Annotated in this window: 12 protein-coding genes; 11 read left to right on the top strand and 1 reads right to left on the bottom strand. The window is 53.5% G+C overall.

Features of this window, described 5'->3' with window-relative positions:
- The first annotated feature begins 19 nt into the window (after window positions 1–19).
- The 8 genes from ileS to NXS97_RS09735 all read left to right on the top strand — a co-directional run bounded on the left by ileS (window position 20) and on the right by NXS97_RS09735 (window position 12,214).
- Entirely contained in the window at window positions 20–2,839 is a 2,820-nt protein-coding gene (gene ileS / locus NXS97_RS09770) for an isoleucine--tRNA ligase (RefSeq protein ID WP_013024563.1), read from the top strand.
- Window positions 2,839–3,342, top strand: coding sequence for a signal peptidase II (lspA, locus tag NXS97_RS09765; protein ID WP_013024564.1), 504 nt, complete (start codon window positions 2,839–2,841; stop codon window positions 3,340–3,342). The genes ileS and lspA overlap by 1 nt, the downstream gene beginning before the upstream one ends.
- A 3-nt stretch (window positions 3,343–3,345) precedes the next feature.
- Entirely contained in the window at window positions 3,346–3,816 is a 471-nt protein-coding gene (fkpB, locus tag NXS97_RS09760; RefSeq protein ID WP_014592885.1) for an FKBP-type peptidyl-prolyl cis-trans isomerase, read from the top strand.
- Window positions 3,797–4,747, top strand: coding sequence for a 4-hydroxy-3-methylbut-2-enyl diphosphate reductase (gene ispH, locus NXS97_RS09755; protein ID WP_014592886.1), 951 nt, complete (start codon window positions 3,797–3,799; stop codon window positions 4,745–4,747). Before fkpB ends, ispH begins: the two co-directional genes overlap by 20 nt.
- Window positions 4,748–4,957: 210 nt before the next feature.
- Window positions 4,958–5,773: a 4-hydroxy-tetrahydrodipicolinate reductase gene (gene dapB, locus NXS97_RS09750; protein ID WP_112900233.1), complete on the top strand. Its 816-nt coding sequence runs from the start codon at window positions 4,958–4,960 to the stop codon at window positions 5,771–5,773.
- Window positions 5,774–6,242: 469 nt separating this feature from the next.
- Complete coding sequence (gene carA / locus NXS97_RS09745) at window positions 6,243–7,391, top strand: glutamine-hydrolyzing carbamoyl-phosphate synthase small subunit (protein ID WP_014606611.1); 1,149 nt, start codon at window positions 6,243–6,245, stop codon at window positions 7,389–7,391.
- Window positions 7,392–7,404: 13 nt separating this feature from the next.
- Window positions 7,405–10,635 carry a carbamoyl-phosphate synthase large subunit gene (gene carB, locus NXS97_RS09740; RefSeq protein ID WP_014592889.1) on the top strand — a complete coding sequence of 1,077 codons (3,231 nt, stop codon included), beginning with the start codon at window positions 7,405–7,407 and terminating at the stop codon, window positions 10,633–10,635.
- 847 nt (window positions 10,636–11,482) lie between these two features.
- Entirely contained in the window at window positions 11,483–12,214 is a 732-nt protein-coding gene (locus tag NXS97_RS09735; RefSeq protein ID WP_015700978.1) for a Mig-14 family protein, read from the top strand.
- Window positions 12,215–12,395: 181 nt separating this feature from the next.
- On the opposite strand, the gene NXS97_RS09730 is transcribed toward NXS97_RS09735, so the two are convergent.
- Window positions 12,396–13,454, bottom strand: a complete 1,059-nt coding sequence (locus NXS97_RS09730) for an SDR family oxidoreductase (protein ID WP_112900232.1) — start codon at window positions 13,452–13,454, stop codon at window positions 12,396–12,398.
- Between the two features lie 95 nt (window positions 13,455–13,549).
- Between NXS97_RS09730 and NXS97_RS09725 the strand changes: the two genes are divergently transcribed.
- The 3 genes from NXS97_RS09725 (at window position 13,550) to folA (ending at window position 16,554) form a co-directional block, all read left to right on the top strand.
- Window positions 13,550–14,437, top strand: coding sequence for a LysR family transcriptional regulator (locus tag NXS97_RS09725; protein ID WP_029568458.1), 888 nt, complete (start codon window positions 13,550–13,552; stop codon window positions 14,435–14,437).
- Between the two features lie 262 nt (window positions 14,438–14,699).
- On the top strand, window positions 14,700–15,839 hold the full coding sequence (locus NXS97_RS09720; RefSeq protein WP_014592892.1) for a porin: 1,140 nt from the start codon (window positions 14,700–14,702) through the stop codon (window positions 15,837–15,839).
- Window positions 15,840–16,071: 232 nt separating this feature from the next.
- Window positions 16,072–16,554, top strand: a complete 483-nt coding sequence (gene folA, locus NXS97_RS09715) for a type 3 dihydrofolate reductase (protein WP_026021060.1) — start codon at window positions 16,072–16,074, stop codon at window positions 16,552–16,554.
- The last annotated feature ends 22 nt before the right edge of the window (window positions 16,555–16,576 follow it).

Genomic DNA, 16,576 nt, shown 5'->3' with positions numbered 1-16,576 from the left:
AAACGGAATCGAGAATCTGATGAGTGACTATAAATCAACCCTGAATTTGCCGGAAACGGGGTTCCCCATGCGTGGCGATCTGGCCAAGCGTGAACCGGGAATGCTGCAACGTTGGTATGATGACAACCTGTACGGCATCATCCGCGAAGCCAAGAAAGGGAAAAAAACCTTTATCCTGCATGATGGCCCTCCTTATGCGAACGGCAGCATTCATATTGGTCACTCTGTTAACAAGATTCTGAAAGACATTATTGTGAAGTCTAAAGGCATGGCAGGTTACGACTCGCCGTATGTGCCAGGCTGGGACTGTCACGGTTTGCCTATCGAGCATAAAGTTGAGCAGATGATCGGCAAGCCGGGCGAAAAAGTCAGCGCCGCCGAATTCCGCGCCGCCTGCCGTCAGTATGCCGCCGAACAGGTTGAAGGGCAGAAAGCCGACTTTATTCGCCTGGGCGTGCTGGGCGACTGGGATCGTCCTTACCTCACCATGGACTTCACCACCGAAGCCAATATCATTCGTGCGCTGGGTAAAATCATCGGCAATGGCCACTTGCACAAAGGCGCCAAGCCGGTGCACTGGTGCATGGATTGCCGTTCTGCTCTGGCGGAAGCCGAAGTGGAATACTACGACAAAACCTCCCCCTCCATCGATGTGATGTTCAATGCCGTTGATGCGGACAGGGCGCGCGCAGCCTTCGGTGTGACTGCCTCAGAAGGCCCGGTTTCGCTGGTGATCTGGACGACCACGCCGTGGACCATTCCGGCTAACCGCGGTATTTCACTGCATCCCGAGTTCACCTATCAGCTGGTGCAGATTGCAGGACGTAGCCTGATCCTGGCAAAAGATCTGGTTGAGAGCGTCATGAAACGCGCGGGCGTCAGCGACTGGACCGTGCTGGGCGAATGTCAGGGCGCGGCCCTGGAATTGCAGCTGTTCCAGCATCCTCTGCTTGAGCAGATCCAGTCCAAAGTCGTATTAGGTGAGCACGTCACGCTGGATGCCGGTACGGGGGCTGTTCATACCGCGCCAGGCCACGGCCCGGATGACTACGTGATTGGTCAGAAATATGGTCTGGAAACGGCTAACCCGGTCGGCCCTGATGGTGCCTACCTGCCGGGTACGTATCCGGGACTCGACGGCGTTAACGTCTTTAAAGCCAATGATATGATCGTTGAGCTGCTGAAAGAGAAAGGCGCATTGCTGCACGTTGAAAAACTGCTGCACAGCTACCCACACTGCTGGCGCCATAAAACCCCGATTATCTTCCGTGCCACGCCGCAGTGGTTTATCAGCATGGATCAGAAAGGCCTGCGTGCTCAGTCATTGCAGGAGATCAAAGGCGTGCAGTGGATCCCGGACTGGGGTCAGGCGCGCATTGAGTCCATGGTTGCCAACCGGCCTGACTGGTGTATTTCCCGCCAGCGTACCTGGGGCGTGCCAATGGCGCTGTTCGTACACAAAGAAACCGAAGCCCTGCATCCGGATACCCTGGCGCTGATGGAAAAAGTGGCGCAGCGCGTTGAGCAGGATGGCATCCAGGCATGGTGGGATCTCGATCCGCGCGATCTGATGGGCGACGATGCTGACCACTACGTGAAGGTGCCGGACACGCTGGACGTCTGGTTTGACTCAGGTTCCACCAGCTATTCGGTCGTGGATGCCCGCCCGGAATTTGGTGGCAATACACCGGATATGTATCTGGAAGGTTCCGATCAGCATCGTGGCTGGTTTATGTCGTCGCTGATGATCTCGACCGCGATGAAAGGCAAAGCGCCTTATCGCCAGGTACTGACGCACGGCTTTACCGTCGATGGTCAGGGCCGCAAGATGTCCAAATCCATCGGCAATACCGTTGCACCCCAGGATGTCATGGACAAGCTGGGTGCGGACATTCTGCGCCTTTGGGTTGCTTCTACCGATTACTCGGGTGAGATGGCGGTATCCGATGAAATCCTGAAACGCTCTGCGGATGCCTATCGTCGTATTCGTAACACCGCGCGCTTCCTGTTAGCCAACCTGAGCGGCTTTAACCCGGCCACCGATCTGGTTAAACCGGAAGAGATGGTGGTGGTCGATCGCTGGGCGGTGGGACGTGCGCAGGCGGCGCAGGCGGATATCATCGCCTCTTACGAGCACTACGATTTCCACGAAGTGATTCAGCGCCTGATGCAGTTCTGCTCCATCGAGATGGGCTCCTTCTACCTGGATATCATTAAAGATCGTCAGTACACAGCGAAAGGCGACAGCCTGGCCCGCCGTAGCTGCCAGTCAGCGCTGTGGCACATTGTTGAAGCGCTGGTACGCTGGATGGCACCGATCATGTCTTTCACGGCCGACGAAATCTGGGGCTATCTGCCAGGCGATCGGGCGAAGTATGTCTTCACTGAAGAGTGGTATACCGGCCTGTTTGGTCTGCCAGAAAACGAAGCGCTGAACGATGCGTACTGGGCAGAACTGCTGAAAGTACGTGGTGAAGTGAACAAGGTGATCGAGCAGGCGCGTAGCGACAAACGTATCGGTGGCGCGCTGGAAGCGTCCGTTACTCTGTATGCCGATGCGGACCTGGCGACGAAACTGCAGGCGTTAGGTAACGAACTGCGTTTTGTGCTGTTGACCTCCGGTGCTCAGGTCGCTGATTACGCAGAGGCAGAGGCTGAAGCGCAGCAGAGCGAACTGGTAAAAGGGCTGAAAATCGGCCTGCATAAGGCAGAAGGCGAGAAATGCCCGCGCTGCTGGCACTACACGACTGACGTCGGTCAGAATCCGGAGCACGCTGCGGTGTGCGGTCGCTGTTACACCAACGTAGCCGGCAACGGCGAAGAGCGTAAGTTTGCCTGATGAGTAGACCTGTTTTCTCCACCGGATTGCGCTGGCTGTGGCTGGTGCTGGTTGTTATCGTTGTTGATTTCGTCAGCAAGCAGTGGGTCATGAACAACATGATGCTGCATGAAACGCAGCCGCTGATGCCGTTCCTTAACCTGTTCTATGCGCATAACTATGGCGCGGCGTTCAGCTTCCTCGCGGATAAAGGCGGCTGGCAGCGCTGGTTCTTTGCCGGCATTGCCCTGGCGATCGTGGTGTCGTTACTGGTCATGATGTACCGCAACAGCGCCAGTCAGAAGATCGCCAATATCGCCTATGCCTTAATCATTGGCGGCGCAGTGGGCAATCTGTTTGACCGTTCGTATCATGGCTTTGTGGTAGATTTTATCGATTTCTACGTCGGTAACTGGCACTTTGCTACATTTAATATCGCTGACTGCGGCATCTGTATCGGGGCCGCGTTGGTGGTGCTGGAGGGCTTTTTCAATCCTTCCAGCAAGCAGGTTAAAAAAGGGTAAACCATGACTGAGTCTGTACAGGGCGACAGCGCGGTATTGTTGCATTTCGTCATGAAGCTGGAAGACGGCTCAGTGGCGGAATCCACTCGTGCCAACGGTAAACCTGCGCTGTTTCGTCTCGGCGACGGTAGCCTGTCCGGCGCGCTGGAGCAGGCACTGTTGGGATTGACGCCGGGTGAAAAACATCAATTCACGCTGGCACCAGAAGACGCGTTTGGTAGCGTCAGCCCCGATCTTATCCAGTACTTTTCCCGCCGTGATTTTATTGACACGGGAGAGCCTGAGATTGGCGCCATCATGCTGTTTACCGGAATGGGCGGTAGTGAAATGCCGGGCGTGATTCGGGAAATTTCCGGTGATTCAATCACCGTGGATTTTAACCATCCGCTGGCAGGCCACCGCGTTCAGTTTGATATTGAAGTGCTGGATATCGATCCGGTACTGGAGGCGAACAATGCAAATTCTGCTGGCTAATCCACGGGGTTTTTGTGCAGGTGTAGATCGCGCCATCAGCATTGTTGAAAACGCACTAACGCTGTTTGGTGCGCCGGTGTACGTCCGGCACGAAGTGGTTCATAACCGCTACGTGGTGGACAGCCTGCGCCAGCGCGGCGCGATCTTTATTGAGCAGATCGCGGAAGTGCCTGATGGCGCTATCCTGATTTTCTCTGCCCACGGCGTCTCGCAGGCGGTACGCAATGAAGCAAAAGGGCGTGATCTCACCGTCTTTGATGCCACCTGCCCGCTGGTGACCAAGGTGCATATGGAAGTGGCCCGCGCCAGCCGTCGGGGTGAAGAATCGGTACTGATTGGCCACGCGGGCCATCCAGAAGTGGAAGGCACCATGGGGCAGTACAATAACCCTAAAGGTGGGATGTACCTGGTGGAGTCGCCGGAGGACGTCTGGAAGCTGGACGTTAAAGATGACAACCGCCTGTCCTTTATGACCCAGACGACGCTGTCGGTGGATGACACGTCGGAAGTGATTGATGCGCTGCGCGCTCGCTTCCCGAAAATCGTGGGCCCACGTAAAGATGATATTTGTTATGCCACCACCAACCGTCAGGAAGCCGTGCGGGCGATGGCCGAGCAGGCCGATGTGGTACTGGTAGTCGGATCGAAAAACTCCTCTAACTCCAATCGCCTGGCCGAGCTGGCCCAGCGCATGGGCAAAGCGGCGTATCTGATTGATGATGCGGCGGACATTCAGCCTGAGTGGGTGGTTTCTGTCGATTGTGTTGGCGTAACGGCGGGCGCTTCGGCTCCCGATATTCTGGTTCAGAACGTGATTAGTCGCCTGCAGGCCTTGGGCGGTGGTGAAGCGAGAGTGCTGGAAGGGCGGGAAGAAAACATTGTGTTTGAAGTGCCCAAAGAGTTGCGGGTTGACGTCCGCAACGTGCAGTAATCCGCACACGTTAAGCAATGAAAAGGCCGACTCTGTTCGGCCTTTTTGCTTTTCAGACCGGGCGGCGGCGGCGGAAATTGCTTTTACTGATAATCCGCCCCACCTGGCATAAAAATTCTTATTATCCCCGAGAAAGAGTGGCGCAGTTGTTATCTCATGGTTAACCTGATTGCGCTTGCATGCATAGATTTGTTTTAGGAATGAATAAATATGAAGAATATCCGCATTGCCATCGTGGGCGCGCCGGGGCGCATGGGGCGCAATCTGATTCAGGCGGTTGCTCAGCTGGAAGGCGTTGAGCTGGGCGCAGCGTTAGCCCGACCGGGATCCTCGTTGATCGGCAGTGACGCAGGTGAACTGGCCGGTATCGGCCACGCTGGCGTTACCCTGAGAGATGACTTACGCGCCGTCGTCGATGATTTTGACGTCGTGATTGATTTCACCCGCCCTGAAGGAACGCTGGAATACCTTGCCATCTGTCGTGAGCACCGCAAAGCCATGATCATCGGTACGACAGGCTTTGATGACGCCGGTAAAGCAGCGATTCGCGACGCGGCGGCGGATATTGGCATTGTGTTTGCCGCTAACTTTAGCGTAGGCGTTAATCTGGTCCTGAAGCTGCTGGAGAAAGCCGCCAAAGTGATGGGCGATTATGCGGATATTGAAATTATTGAAGCGCATCATCGCCACAAGGTGGATGCGCCCTCCGGCACGGCGCTGGCGATGGGCGAGGCGATTGCAGAGGCGATGGACTGGAAACTGGATGAACGTGCCGTTTACAGCCGTGAGGGCCATACCGGTGAGCGCAAAGCGAATACCATTGGTTTTGCCACTGTGCGGGCAGGAGACATTGTCGGAGAGCATACCGCGTTATTTGCCGACGAAGGGGAACGCATAGAGATAACGCACAAGGCGTCCAGTCGCATGACCTTTGCCAATGGCGCCGTAAAGGCTGCCATTTGGGTGAGTGAGAATAAAACCGGGCTTTACGATATGCGTGACGTGCTGGATTTATCAAGTTTGTAATGAGTTTTACCTGTGTGATGTGGTGATTTCAATCGCTAATAACTTGATTGAGAAGGGCAATTTTTTAATTGCCCTTAATTTTATCTAAAAAATAGTAACTTTGATCTGTTTTTTCATTGTGATGAATGAAAGTCGGGTTTTTATTCCTTTCGCTTCTCAGTAAACCTGCTAATTTTGACCATTTGGTCAAAATTAGCAGGTGGTTTTCCCGGAATAAACATCGACTGCGATCGGCAAACGTTTATTCGGCTGTGTTTACCCCTGTTTTTAACGCTTATCCTCTTCATTTTCGCTCTGAGCCTGAAAAGATGTTAAAAATGTTGCTTCAGGGTGGACAAGTATCAGGACGATCATTAGAATGCGCGCAATTTGCCAAAAATTGACCACTCAGGCAGTTTTTGCATTGATTCAGATCACTATTTTGAATTAATATGCAGATATTGTGACTGTTTATTCCCTGGAGGATGTTTTGATTAAGTCAGCGCTCTTGGTTCTGGAAGACGGAACCCAATTCCACGGTCGGGCCATCGGGGCTACAGGGTCGGCAGTGGGGGAAGTCGTTTTCAATACGTCAATGACCGGTTATCAAGAAATCCTCACTGATCCCTCCTATTCCCGCCAGATTGTTACTCTCACTTATCCCCATATCGGCAATGTTGGTGCTAACGCCGCCGATGAAGAATCCAGTCAAATCCATGCGCAGGGCCTGGTCATTCGTGACCTGCCGCTGATTGCCAGCAACTACCGTAGCGAAGAAAGCTTATCGGCTTATCTGCAGCGCAATAACATCGTGGCGATTGCCGATATTGATACGCGCAAGCTGACGCGACTGTTACGGGAAAAGGGCGCGCAGAACGGCTGCATTATTGCAGGCGATAATCTGGATGCGGCTCTGGCCTTACAAAAAGCGCAGGCTTTCCCTGGCCTGAAAGGCATGGATCTGGCAAAGGAAGTGACGACGGCTGAAACCTATGCCTGGCAGCAGGGGAGCTGGACACTGGAAGGGGATTTGCCAGAACAGAAACAGGCAGAAGCACTGCCTTACCACGTCGTCGCTTATGATTACGGCGCGAAACGCAACATCCTGCGTATGCTGGTGGACCGCGGCTGCCGCCTGACAGTGGTGCCGGCCAAAACGCCAGCAGAAACGGTCCTGGCGATGAATCCGGACGGTATCTTCCTCTCTAACGGCCCTGGCGATCCTGAGCCCTGCGATTATGCCATTGAGGCGATTCAGGCCTTCCTGAAAACCGATATCCCGGTGTTTGGTATTTGCCTGGGCCACCAACTGCTGGCCCTGGCCAGCGGCGCGAAAACCGTCAAAATGAAGCTGGGCCACCACGGCGGCAACCATCCGGTTAAAGATTTGGACAACAACCGCGTCATGATCACGGCGCAGAACCACGGCTTCGCGGTGGATGAGGCGAATCTGCCTGCGAACCTGCGTGTGACGCATATCTCCCTGTTCGATAAGACGGTGCAGGGCATCCACCGCACCGATAAGCCTGCGTTTAGCTTCCAGGGCCATCCGGAAGCCAGCCCGGGACCGGGTGATGCTGCACCGCTGTTTGACCACTTTATTGAGTTGATTGACGCATTCCGTTCGAAAGCAAAGTAATCAGGAGCTAATCATGCCAAAACGTACAGACATAAAATCCATCCTGATTCTTGGTGCCGGTCCGATTGTGATCGGTCAGGCCTGCGAATTCGACTATTCCGGTGCACAGGCGTGTAAAGCCCTGCGTGAAGAGGGTTACCGCGTCATTCTGGTGAACTCCAACCCGGCCACCATTATGACCGACCCGGAAATGGCCGACGCAACCTACATTGAGCCGATTCACTGGGAAGTGGTACGTAAAATCATTGAAAAAGAGCGCCCGGATGCGGTGCTGCCCACCATGGGCGGCCAGACAGCGTTGAACTGTGCGCTGGAGCTGGAGCGTCAGGGCGTGCTGGAAGAATTCGGCGTCACCATGATTGGTGCAACCGCAGACGCTATTGATAAAGCAGAAGACCGTCGTCGTTTTGACGTGGCGATGAAAAGCATCGGTCTGGATACCGCGCGCTCCGGTATCGCGCATACCATGGATGAAGCGCTGGCAGTGGCGGCCGATGTGGGCTTTCCCTGCATTATCCGTCCGTCTTTTACCATGGGCGGCACCGGCGGCGGTATCGCGTATAACCGCGAAGAGTTTGAAGAGATCTGTGAACGCGGCCTCGACCTTTCCCCAACCAACGAGCTGTTAATTGACGAATCGCTGATTGGCTGGAAAGAGTATGAGATGGAAGTGGTGCGTGACAAAAACGACAACTGCATCATTGTCTGCTCAATTGAAAACTTTGATGCCATGGGGATCCACACGGGCGACTCCATCACGGTTGCGCCCGCGCAGACGCTGACCGACAAAGAGTACCAGATTATGCGTAACGCCTCGCTGGCGGTGCTGCGTGAGATTGGTGTGGAAACCGGCGGCTCCAACGTACAGTTTGCGGTGAACCCGAAAAATGGTCGTCTGATCGTGATCGAGATGAACCCGCGCGTGTCACGTTCCTCGGCGCTGGCCTCCAAAGCAACCGGCTTCCCGATCGCGAAAGTGGCGGCAAAACTGGCGGTTGGCTTTACGCTCGATGAGCTGATGAACGACATTACCGGTGGACGGACGCCGGCCTCGTTTGAGCCTTCAATCGATTACGTCGTCACAAAAATTCCTCGCTTCAACTTTGAAAAGTTTGCTGGTGCGAATGACCGTCTGACCACGCAGATGAAGTCAGTGGGCGAAGTCATGGCGATTGGTCGCACCTTCCAGGAGTCGGTGCAGAAAGCGCTGCGCGGCCTGGAGGTTGGCGCGAATGGTTTTGATCCGAAAGTCCACCTTGACGATGCGGAAGCCTTAACCCGTATCCGTCGTGAGCTGAAAGATGCCGGTTCCGATCGGATCTGGTACATCGCCGATGCCTTCCGTGCGGGGATGTCGGTGGACGGCGTATTCAATCTCACCAATATTGACCGCTGGTTCCTGGTGCAGATTGAAGAGCTGGTTCGTCTTGAAGAGCAGGTAGCGCGCGAAGGCGTGAACGGTCTGAACGCCGATTTCCTTCGCACGCTGAAGCGCAAAGGTTTTGCCGATGCGCGCCTGGCCTCACTGGTGGGCGTGGCAGAAGGTGAAATTCGTAAGCTACGTCAGCATCACAATCTGCATCCGGTTTACAAGCGGGTGGATACCTGCGCGGCAGAATTCTCGACCGATACAGCCTATATGTACTCTACCTATGAGGAAGAGTGCGAAGCGAATCCTAACCAGGATCGTGACAAGATCATGGTACTGGGTGGTGGACCAAACCGTATCGGCCAGGGCATTGAGTTTGACTACTGTTGTGTTCATGCGGCACTGGCGCTGCGCGAAGACGGTTTCGAAACCATCATGGTGAACTGTAACCCGGAAACCGTCTCCACGGATTATGACACCTCTGACCGCCTTTACTTCGAGCCGGTAACGCTTGAAGACGTGCTGGAAATCGTCCGCATCGAAAAACCGAAAGGGGTGATTGTGCAGTACGGTGGTCAGACGCCGCTGAAACTGGCTCGCGCACTGGAAGCCGCTGGCGTACCGGTCATCGGGACCAGCCCGGATGCGATTGATCGGGCAGAAGACCGCGAACGCTTCCAGCAGGCCGTTGACCGCCTGAACCTGAAGCAGCCTGCCAATGCCACCGTTGCCACCCTGGAGCAGGCGGTAGAAAAAGCTGCCGGGATTGGTTATCCACTGGTGGTCCGTCCCTCGTACGTGCTGGGCGGACGTGCGATGGAAATCGTCTACGACGAAATAGACCTGAAGCGTTATTTCCAGACGGCGGTGTCGGTTTCTAACGATGCGCCGGTTTTGCTGGATCGCTTCCTTGACGATGCTGTAGAAGTCGATGTGGATGCCATCTGTGATGGTGAGCGTGTACTGATCGGCGGCATCATGGAGCACATTGAGCAGGCAGGCGTTCACTCAGGTGACTCGGCCTGTTCTCTGCCGGCCTACACGCTGAGCCAGGATATTCAAAACGTAATGCGTCAGCAGGTTGAAAAGCTGGCGTTTGAGTTGAACGTTCGCGGCTTAATGAACGTGCAGTTCGCGGTGAAAGACAATGAAGTCTACCTGATTGAAGTTAACCCACGTGCTGCGCGTACCGTTCCTTTTGTGTCAAAAGCGACGGGCGTACCGCTGGCGAAAGTCGCCGCACGCGTGATGGCAGGCAAAACGCTGGCAGAGCAGGGCGTCACCGAAGAGGTGATTCCGCCTTACTACTCTGTCAAGGAAGTGGTGCTGCCGTTTAACAAGTTCCAGGGCGTTGACCCCATTCTGGGGCCAGAAATGCGCTCAACCGGTGAAGTCATGGGCGTGGGCCGTACCTTTGCAGAGGCCTTTGCCAAAGCGATGCTGGGTGCGCAAAGCAACATGAAGAAAACCGGACGCGCGCTGCTGTCGGTCCGTGAGGGCGATAAGAAACGTATCGTTGACCTGGCCGCGAAGTTGCAGAAGTTTGGCTTTGAGCTGGATGCCACTCACGGCACCGCCGTGGTGTTGGGGGAAGCGGGCATTAATCCTCGTCTGGTTAACAAGGTTCACGAAGGTCGTCCACATATTCAGGACCGGCTGAAAAACGGCGAATATGCCTACATCGTGAATACCACGGCAGGCCGCCAGGCTATTGAAGACTCCAAGCTGATTCGTCGTAGTGCGCTGCAATACAAAGTTCATTACGACACTACGCTAAACGGGGGTTTTGCAACGGCCATGGCGCTAAACGCCGACCCGACTGAAAAAGTGATTTCAGTACAGGAAATGCATGCGCAGATCCTTGCGCACAAATAGCGCTGGCTGAGTGGCGGTAATAGCCCCTGCGGTGGGACGATTTGCCAGTGTGCTGGCTTAACGCTCCTCGCAGGGGCTTTTTTTTGAGAGATCAGGCCTGAACTGAGCAGTTCTACAGGCACGGGTAAAGATCACCCTCCGCTGAGTGCGTTTCTGTCTTAGCGGGCAGCGTGGAGGCTGTACCTGCCTGCGGCAAGCGCCGCCTGTAAAAAAGGGCATCGCCTTTAGAATGGTTGGTGAGTCTGGGGTTGGTCAGAAAGCAGTCTGTTCCCAACGGAACGGGATGACCCCTGTTTCTGGGCAGCGATTCTCAGGTCAGCGCGACATTTGAATAAACCGGTATTTTTTTAATATTCTTTTCAGGCTCATGAACGTTTCTGAGTAAACAGACTTTAATTAAATAGTTTTTTTTAAATATTGATGCCTTGATGTTTAAATATGCATTAATGTTTTTAATTATTTACGATCTGTTTCTTAACGTTCTACTGTATTTTCGCTATTTGATCGTTGCTCAACCGATTTTAAACAAACCCGCATTACTGCTTACAGTGCTCGATAATCACCTGTTCAGCCGCAGCGCTTATCTTTAAAATACCCTGTATTTTTCATGGTTTACATACCCAGAGAACCCATTCGCTTCTCTGAAGTTTACATGCTTGATTAAGAGTTAGCGCCTGACATGTTTATTCCCAAGTTTTTCAGATGGGGGCAGTGCTCTTTTGAGGATTATCAAAGAGCCTGTAATAATTTTGGTTATAACTGCGAGTCCGCACCGGAATTTATTGCCTTTAAAATGCGATGTGGGCAGTCCTTTGACTTTTATTCTTATCAAAGGAAAGGGAAAACGATGGGGAGCGTGTGCGTTGAAAAGGGCTGGCTTGCCAACGATGGCAGACATCGGCAGCGTTCGCTTCCCGCGCTACTGGCTCCCTCAACCTCTGTCTATGTGCCGTTTTGCAACGAGGCGTCGAAAAAGGTGCTTTTACCTTTCCGGTGCAAGTCGCTACATCATTTGCAGCGTCATCGCTTCCTCAATACCTCCTATAGCCTGTTTAGTAAGAGCCATGCCGCTTTTACCAAGAGCCCTGTCGCCGACTTTTCCCGTAAAACGGTCTCGACACGGGAGAGAGAGCTCAGAAAGTTTCTCAATGACGGGGGGAGTTTTCTCAATGTCAGCCAGCTTGACGGGGAACATATTTTTGAGGTGTTTGAGATTCTCTATCAGGCGAGACGCAATCAGGCCATCGCGGAGAGGGCCATTAATAAAGCGTTTTTCCGGGAGTTTCAGCCCTGTTTCAAAGGCTATATGATGTTCCTGCATAATGAACCTGTTGCACTGCAGCTCCTGCTTTCTGTCTCGAGCAGTGCCGGGATGTTCGTTGATTTTATTAATATTGGCTACCGGATAGACAGCAATGCTGGCGCGGTGGGGACAATGCTGATGTGGAAGAACCTGACAGCCTTGTATCAGGAAGCAGCAGAAAAGCAGCTTCCTCTTCATTACTCCTACGGTTCGATGTCCGGAGACTATAAAAACCGCTGGTGCCATTCGGTTAATAACGGCCGGGTCATCATCTGATTGATCCGTTCTGTCGGCGCGTTGACATACCTCTGCGTCGTGAAGCCAGTTTAGCGTGATTCGACCAGGTGCCTGATGGCCCTGTTTTTCCGCTCCCGTGGGCGGCTTTTGCCTGCGAAGCGCGATTGATCAATGCTCCCCTGCCAGCGCTGCGGCAGGGGAAAATGGCTCGCTGCATGCCTCAGGGAATAATGTTCGCCATCCTGAACTGAGTAAACAGGCGGATAAACATCTCATCCGTGGCGCAAAATTCGGTAAACCCTGCCCGCCTCAGTTTGCTGCCATCACCAAACATATCGTAATCCCAGCTAAAGACAAAATCGGCGAACTGACCGTCACTCAGCCTCATGATGTCAGCCTCAACCAGCTGTTTTTTTTCCGCCAGGGCATGCCATGTCCTGCGGTAATCGCCGAAAAGCTGCTGAAATGACAACGCAACCGGGGGCGCCGTCTCCAGTTCAAACCAGCCTGCAATGAGGGGCCAGAGCTCACACCATCGCCAGATATCACCGTTATTGATGTTAAATGCCTGATTCCTGGCGGAGGATGCGGTTGATGCCCACAGGGTGGCGGCAGACAATAAGCTATCATCGGTGTGATCGATAATGCTGTGCCAGGTGCGCTGCGACCTTGGAAAGCGCAGGGGCAGATTTTGCGCTTTGCACAGTGAAGCGTATATCGCGATACTCAGCGCAAGATTCATGGTATTGCCGGTTAACGCGCTGCCGACAACGCCAGGACGAAGTGCATGCCAGTGCCAGGTTTTATGATGCTGAAAGCGGCACAGCCAGTCCTGTTGCGCCGTATTGAATTCGGCGCCGGGAATAGCGGCATCGCTTTCTCTGGCGGGGGTTTTGAACGGGCCAAGATGAGCGCCGTAAATTTTGTAGCCCTGCATCAGGCTCACCGTTTCCAGCGGAGCCACGTTCTCAACCTGAGTGACCAGGTTACGTAACATGGTGACGTTGGGTTCAACCATTTCCCGCCAGCTCGCGGCATTAAGCCAGGCGCTGTAGAAAATGTGGGTAACGTGCCGAAGGGGCTTGAGGGCGCGTGCAGTGTCTTTTTCATTGAGCAGATCGACGTTAACAAACGGCACTGTGCCCCGGTCAGCGCCTCCTGCGCGAGACAATCCAATAACCTGCCATTCATTCTGCAACAGCGTTTTAACCAGTTTGCTGCCGACAATACCGCTTGCACCCGCAACCAGTGCGACTTTAGATTGAGGCTTCTGTGACATTTTTTGTCCTCCAGTTTGGTTGCAGACAGCCTGCTATAAATTGTTTTTTGTCGGTATCCCCGAAAGCTGATGTCACTTATAAGAGAAATGCGTAAATGAATAACAAGCTCAATGCCATTCGAACGTTTTTACGCGTGGCTGAGGCGGGGTCTTTTTCTGAGGCAGCACGCCAGTTGAATATCAAACAGTCTGCGGTCAGCCAGCAGATCGCCGCGCTTGAGGCTGAACTCGGCGTAGTGCTGCTGCACAGGACGACGCGGGTGAGGGTACTGACAGCGCAAGGAGAATATTACCGGCGTAAGATGCAGCCCATACTTGAGGCAATGCAGGCGGTCGAGAACCAGCTATCCCCTGTCGCACAGCAATGGCAGGGCAAGATAAACGTTCAACTCCCGGGCGGATTAGGGCGTTTGTTTCTTCCTCATCTGCTCGAATTGCAAAAAGCGAATCCGGGTTTGCATCTGACGCTCTCGCTTGATGACAGGATATCCGACCTGGCCAGAGAAGGCGTGGATGTGGCGTTCCGCCTTACTCAGGATGCGCCGGAAGTGTATCCGGCACGGAAAATCGCGCGTATTGAAACACCGCTTTTCGCATCACCGGATTTCCCGCCGCTCAATTCACTGGATGCATTGATGTGCCAACCGCACGTGCGTTTCAGCAGCATTGCCGAGTCTGCGCCATTGCGGCTTGTCAGGGGCGATGAAACCGTAGAACTGGCCGTAAAGACAGCCTTCAGGGCCAATAGCAGTGAAGGGTTATTACAGGCGTTGCAGGCGGGAATCGGTGTAGGCGGTATGCAATTACCCCTTGCAACTGAGGCGTTGAAATCCGGCTCGCTTATCAGGGTGTTGCCAGCGTATCGCTATCCCGATCGCTTTGTGTATGCCGTTTTCCCGGATGCGCGCTTTATCCCTCCCAGGGTTAGAGGCATCGTCGCGTTAATCGAAAAAGTGCTGGTCGATCTGCCAGGGGCAAACTAAATACGGCTCACAGCCAGAGGGAAGACCGGCGATGTGACGCATTCTCAGTCAGGCTGCTGATGCGGCCCACTGGCGCTGTATCAACCCGTTCATACTGGGGTAAGCGGCAGCAATCTCAAATAAATTTGATTTAATTTTTAGCCAATCATGCCCAATCTGCTCATCCGCACAAATCTATAATACAAAAAACTACCAGGCTGACATTGACCGCTGTAATATCCGGCTCGCTCATTATTAGAGCGTAAACAGGATAGTTATAACAATGAAAGCGCGTTCTTTTTCACTGAGTGCAGTGGCTGCACTCCTGGCTCTGGCGTCTTTTTCCAGCCAGGCTGAAATCACTCTTCTCAAACAAGACCCACAAGCAGGCGATCCCCTTAGCCGTCTCGATTTTAAATTCGGTGGCAGTATTCGTCCTCAGTTTAACCATCAAACCGGCGTGAATGATAAATCCTATAAGCGTAATGGCTTTGACGGTGGTTCACGTTTCCGCTTTAGCGCGGATTACTACCTGTTCGACGATATCAGTTGGACCAGCTACTACGAGCTGGGCGTTAACATTCCGGCCGTATTCAACTGGGATAATCACTACGCTGAAGGGGCGCATGAAACCACGCGCCGCCAGCTCTATACCGGCCTGAAAAGTAAAACCTGGGGCCAGTTGACCTTCGGTCAGCAGAACAGCGTTTATTACGACGTTGTGGGTGCCAAGACGGATATCTGGGATTACGACATGCTGGCCCAGGCACCGGGTAACGGCATTAACGGTGATTACGACGGTTCATACCGTTCTCGTAAGCAGCTGAAATACAAAAACAGTTATGGTGCAGTTGATCTTTATGCCTCTTACCTGTTTAGCGATAACGAATATTTGCCGGGCAATGGACTGCGCTATAAGCGTCAGGGCGGCGGTTCGCTGGGCGTGAATTACAACATTACGCCAACGCTGGCATGGGGCACGGCCTGGAACTACACCCGCGCCAGCATGCGTGATCCGGTCACGGGCAACAATAAAGATTACGACCAAAACATTTTTGGCACGGCACTGAGCTGGACGCCGGGTAACTGGACACTGTCAGCAGGCGGTGGCTGGTATCAAAACTTCCTGACGACCAAACAGCGCAACGTGAATAACTATTTTGCGGACGATGCCTGGGGCATCGAATATTACGCCGGATACAAAATCCCGGTGGCGCAATATGGTGTCAAAGCCGTTCAGCCTTATGTTATGGGCGACCGTTTAGAATACGTGAATGGCCGCAACTACCAGCGCATTGACAATGGCCTGGGCGTAACGTTATTCCTGGACTACGGTTTCCGTGTGGATTACGAACATGTCTTCACTTCCAGTACGGACAATCAGGGCGATATGAACCTGGTACGTTTCCGCTACGATTTCTGATGACGCACAACGGCTCCCCAGGGAGCCGTTTTTATTATCATGATTTATAGCGAGGTGACGCCATTATCTGGCGACTTTTGCGGTGGACTTGCCCTTCTTATGGAGTAAAACCCTGTACAACGTCTGAAACATGGTGGCAATGCCGCTTTATGCAATAAGCACCTTCCTGCTATCGACGAAGGTTTAACCTTTACGTATCATGGCGCCTGTTTTTTTCAGCGAGCCTTTTAACATGATTAGTCTTATCGCGGCATTAGCAGCAGATCGCATTATTGGAATGGAAAACGCCATGCCGTGGGACCTGCCTGCAGACCTGGCGTGGTTTAAGCGCAACACACTGAAAAAGCCAGTTATTATGGGCAGACTGACCTTTGAATCTATTGGTCGTCCATTGCCTGGCCGGCTCAACATTGTGGTCAGCAGCAAGCCGGGCAATGCCGAAGGCGTAACCTGGGTAACTTCGCTGGACGACGCCATTAGTGCGGCGGGTGAGGCTGAAGAGATCATGGTCATTGGCGGCGGCCGCATCTATGAGCAGATGCTGGCGCGCGCCGACCGTCTTTATCTGACGCACATTGATGCGGAAGTGGAAGGCGATACGCAGTTCCCGGATTACGAGCCGGATGAGTGGCACTCCACGTTCAGTGAGTTTCATGATGCCGATGAGCAGAACTCGCACAGTTACTGCTTTGAGATCCTCGAACGCCGCCGTTAATTTACGCGCAGTAAATAACGCC

Origin of the sequence: Pantoea sp. B623 (assembly GCF_024814475.1) — a bacterium.
GTDB lineage: Bacteria > Pseudomonadota > Gammaproteobacteria > Enterobacterales > Enterobacteriaceae > Pantoea > Pantoea ananatis.
The sequence above is the reverse complement of the archived record's forward strand: the minus strand, read 5'-3'. Positions and strand labels throughout refer to the sequence as shown.

Excerpts from the sequence above, each read along its gene's own strand:
- carB (WP_014592889.1), top strand. The coding sequence starts at position 7,405 with ATGCCAAAACGTACAGACATAAAATCCATCCTGATTCTTGGTGCCGGT.
- NXS97_RS09735 (WP_015700978.1), top strand. The coding sequence starts at position 11,483 with ATGGGGAGCGTGTGCGTTGAAAAGGGCTGGCTTGCCAACGATGGCAGA.
- folA (WP_026021060.1), top strand. The coding sequence starts at position 16,072 with ATGATTAGTCTTATCGCGGCATTAGCAGCAGATCGCATTATTGGAATG.
- ispH (WP_014592886.1), top strand. The coding sequence starts at position 3,797 with ATGCAAATTCTGCTGGCTAATCCACGGGGTTTTTGTGCAGGTGTAGAT.
- fkpB (WP_014592885.1), top strand. The coding sequence starts at position 3,346 with ATGACTGAGTCTGTACAGGGCGACAGCGCGGTATTGTTGCATTTCGTC.
- lspA (WP_013024564.1), top strand. The coding sequence starts at position 2,839 with ATGAGTAGACCTGTTTTCTCCACCGGATTGCGCTGGCTGTGGCTGGTG.
- dapB (WP_112900233.1), top strand. The coding sequence starts at position 4,958 with ATGAAGAATATCCGCATTGCCATCGTGGGCGCGCCGGGGCGCATGGGG.
- NXS97_RS09720 (WP_014592892.1), top strand. The coding sequence starts at position 14,700 with ATGAAAGCGCGTTCTTTTTCACTGAGTGCAGTGGCTGCACTCCTGGCT.
- ileS (WP_013024563.1), top strand. The coding sequence starts at position 20 with ATGAGTGACTATAAATCAACCCTGAATTTGCCGGAAACGGGGTTCCCC.
- NXS97_RS09725 (WP_029568458.1), top strand. The coding sequence starts at position 13,550 with ATGAATAACAAGCTCAATGCCATTCGAACGTTTTTACGCGTGGCTGAG.
- NXS97_RS09730 (WP_112900232.1), bottom strand. The coding sequence starts at position 13,454 with ATGTCACAGAAGCCTCAATCTAAAGTCGCACTGGTTGCGGGTGCAAGC.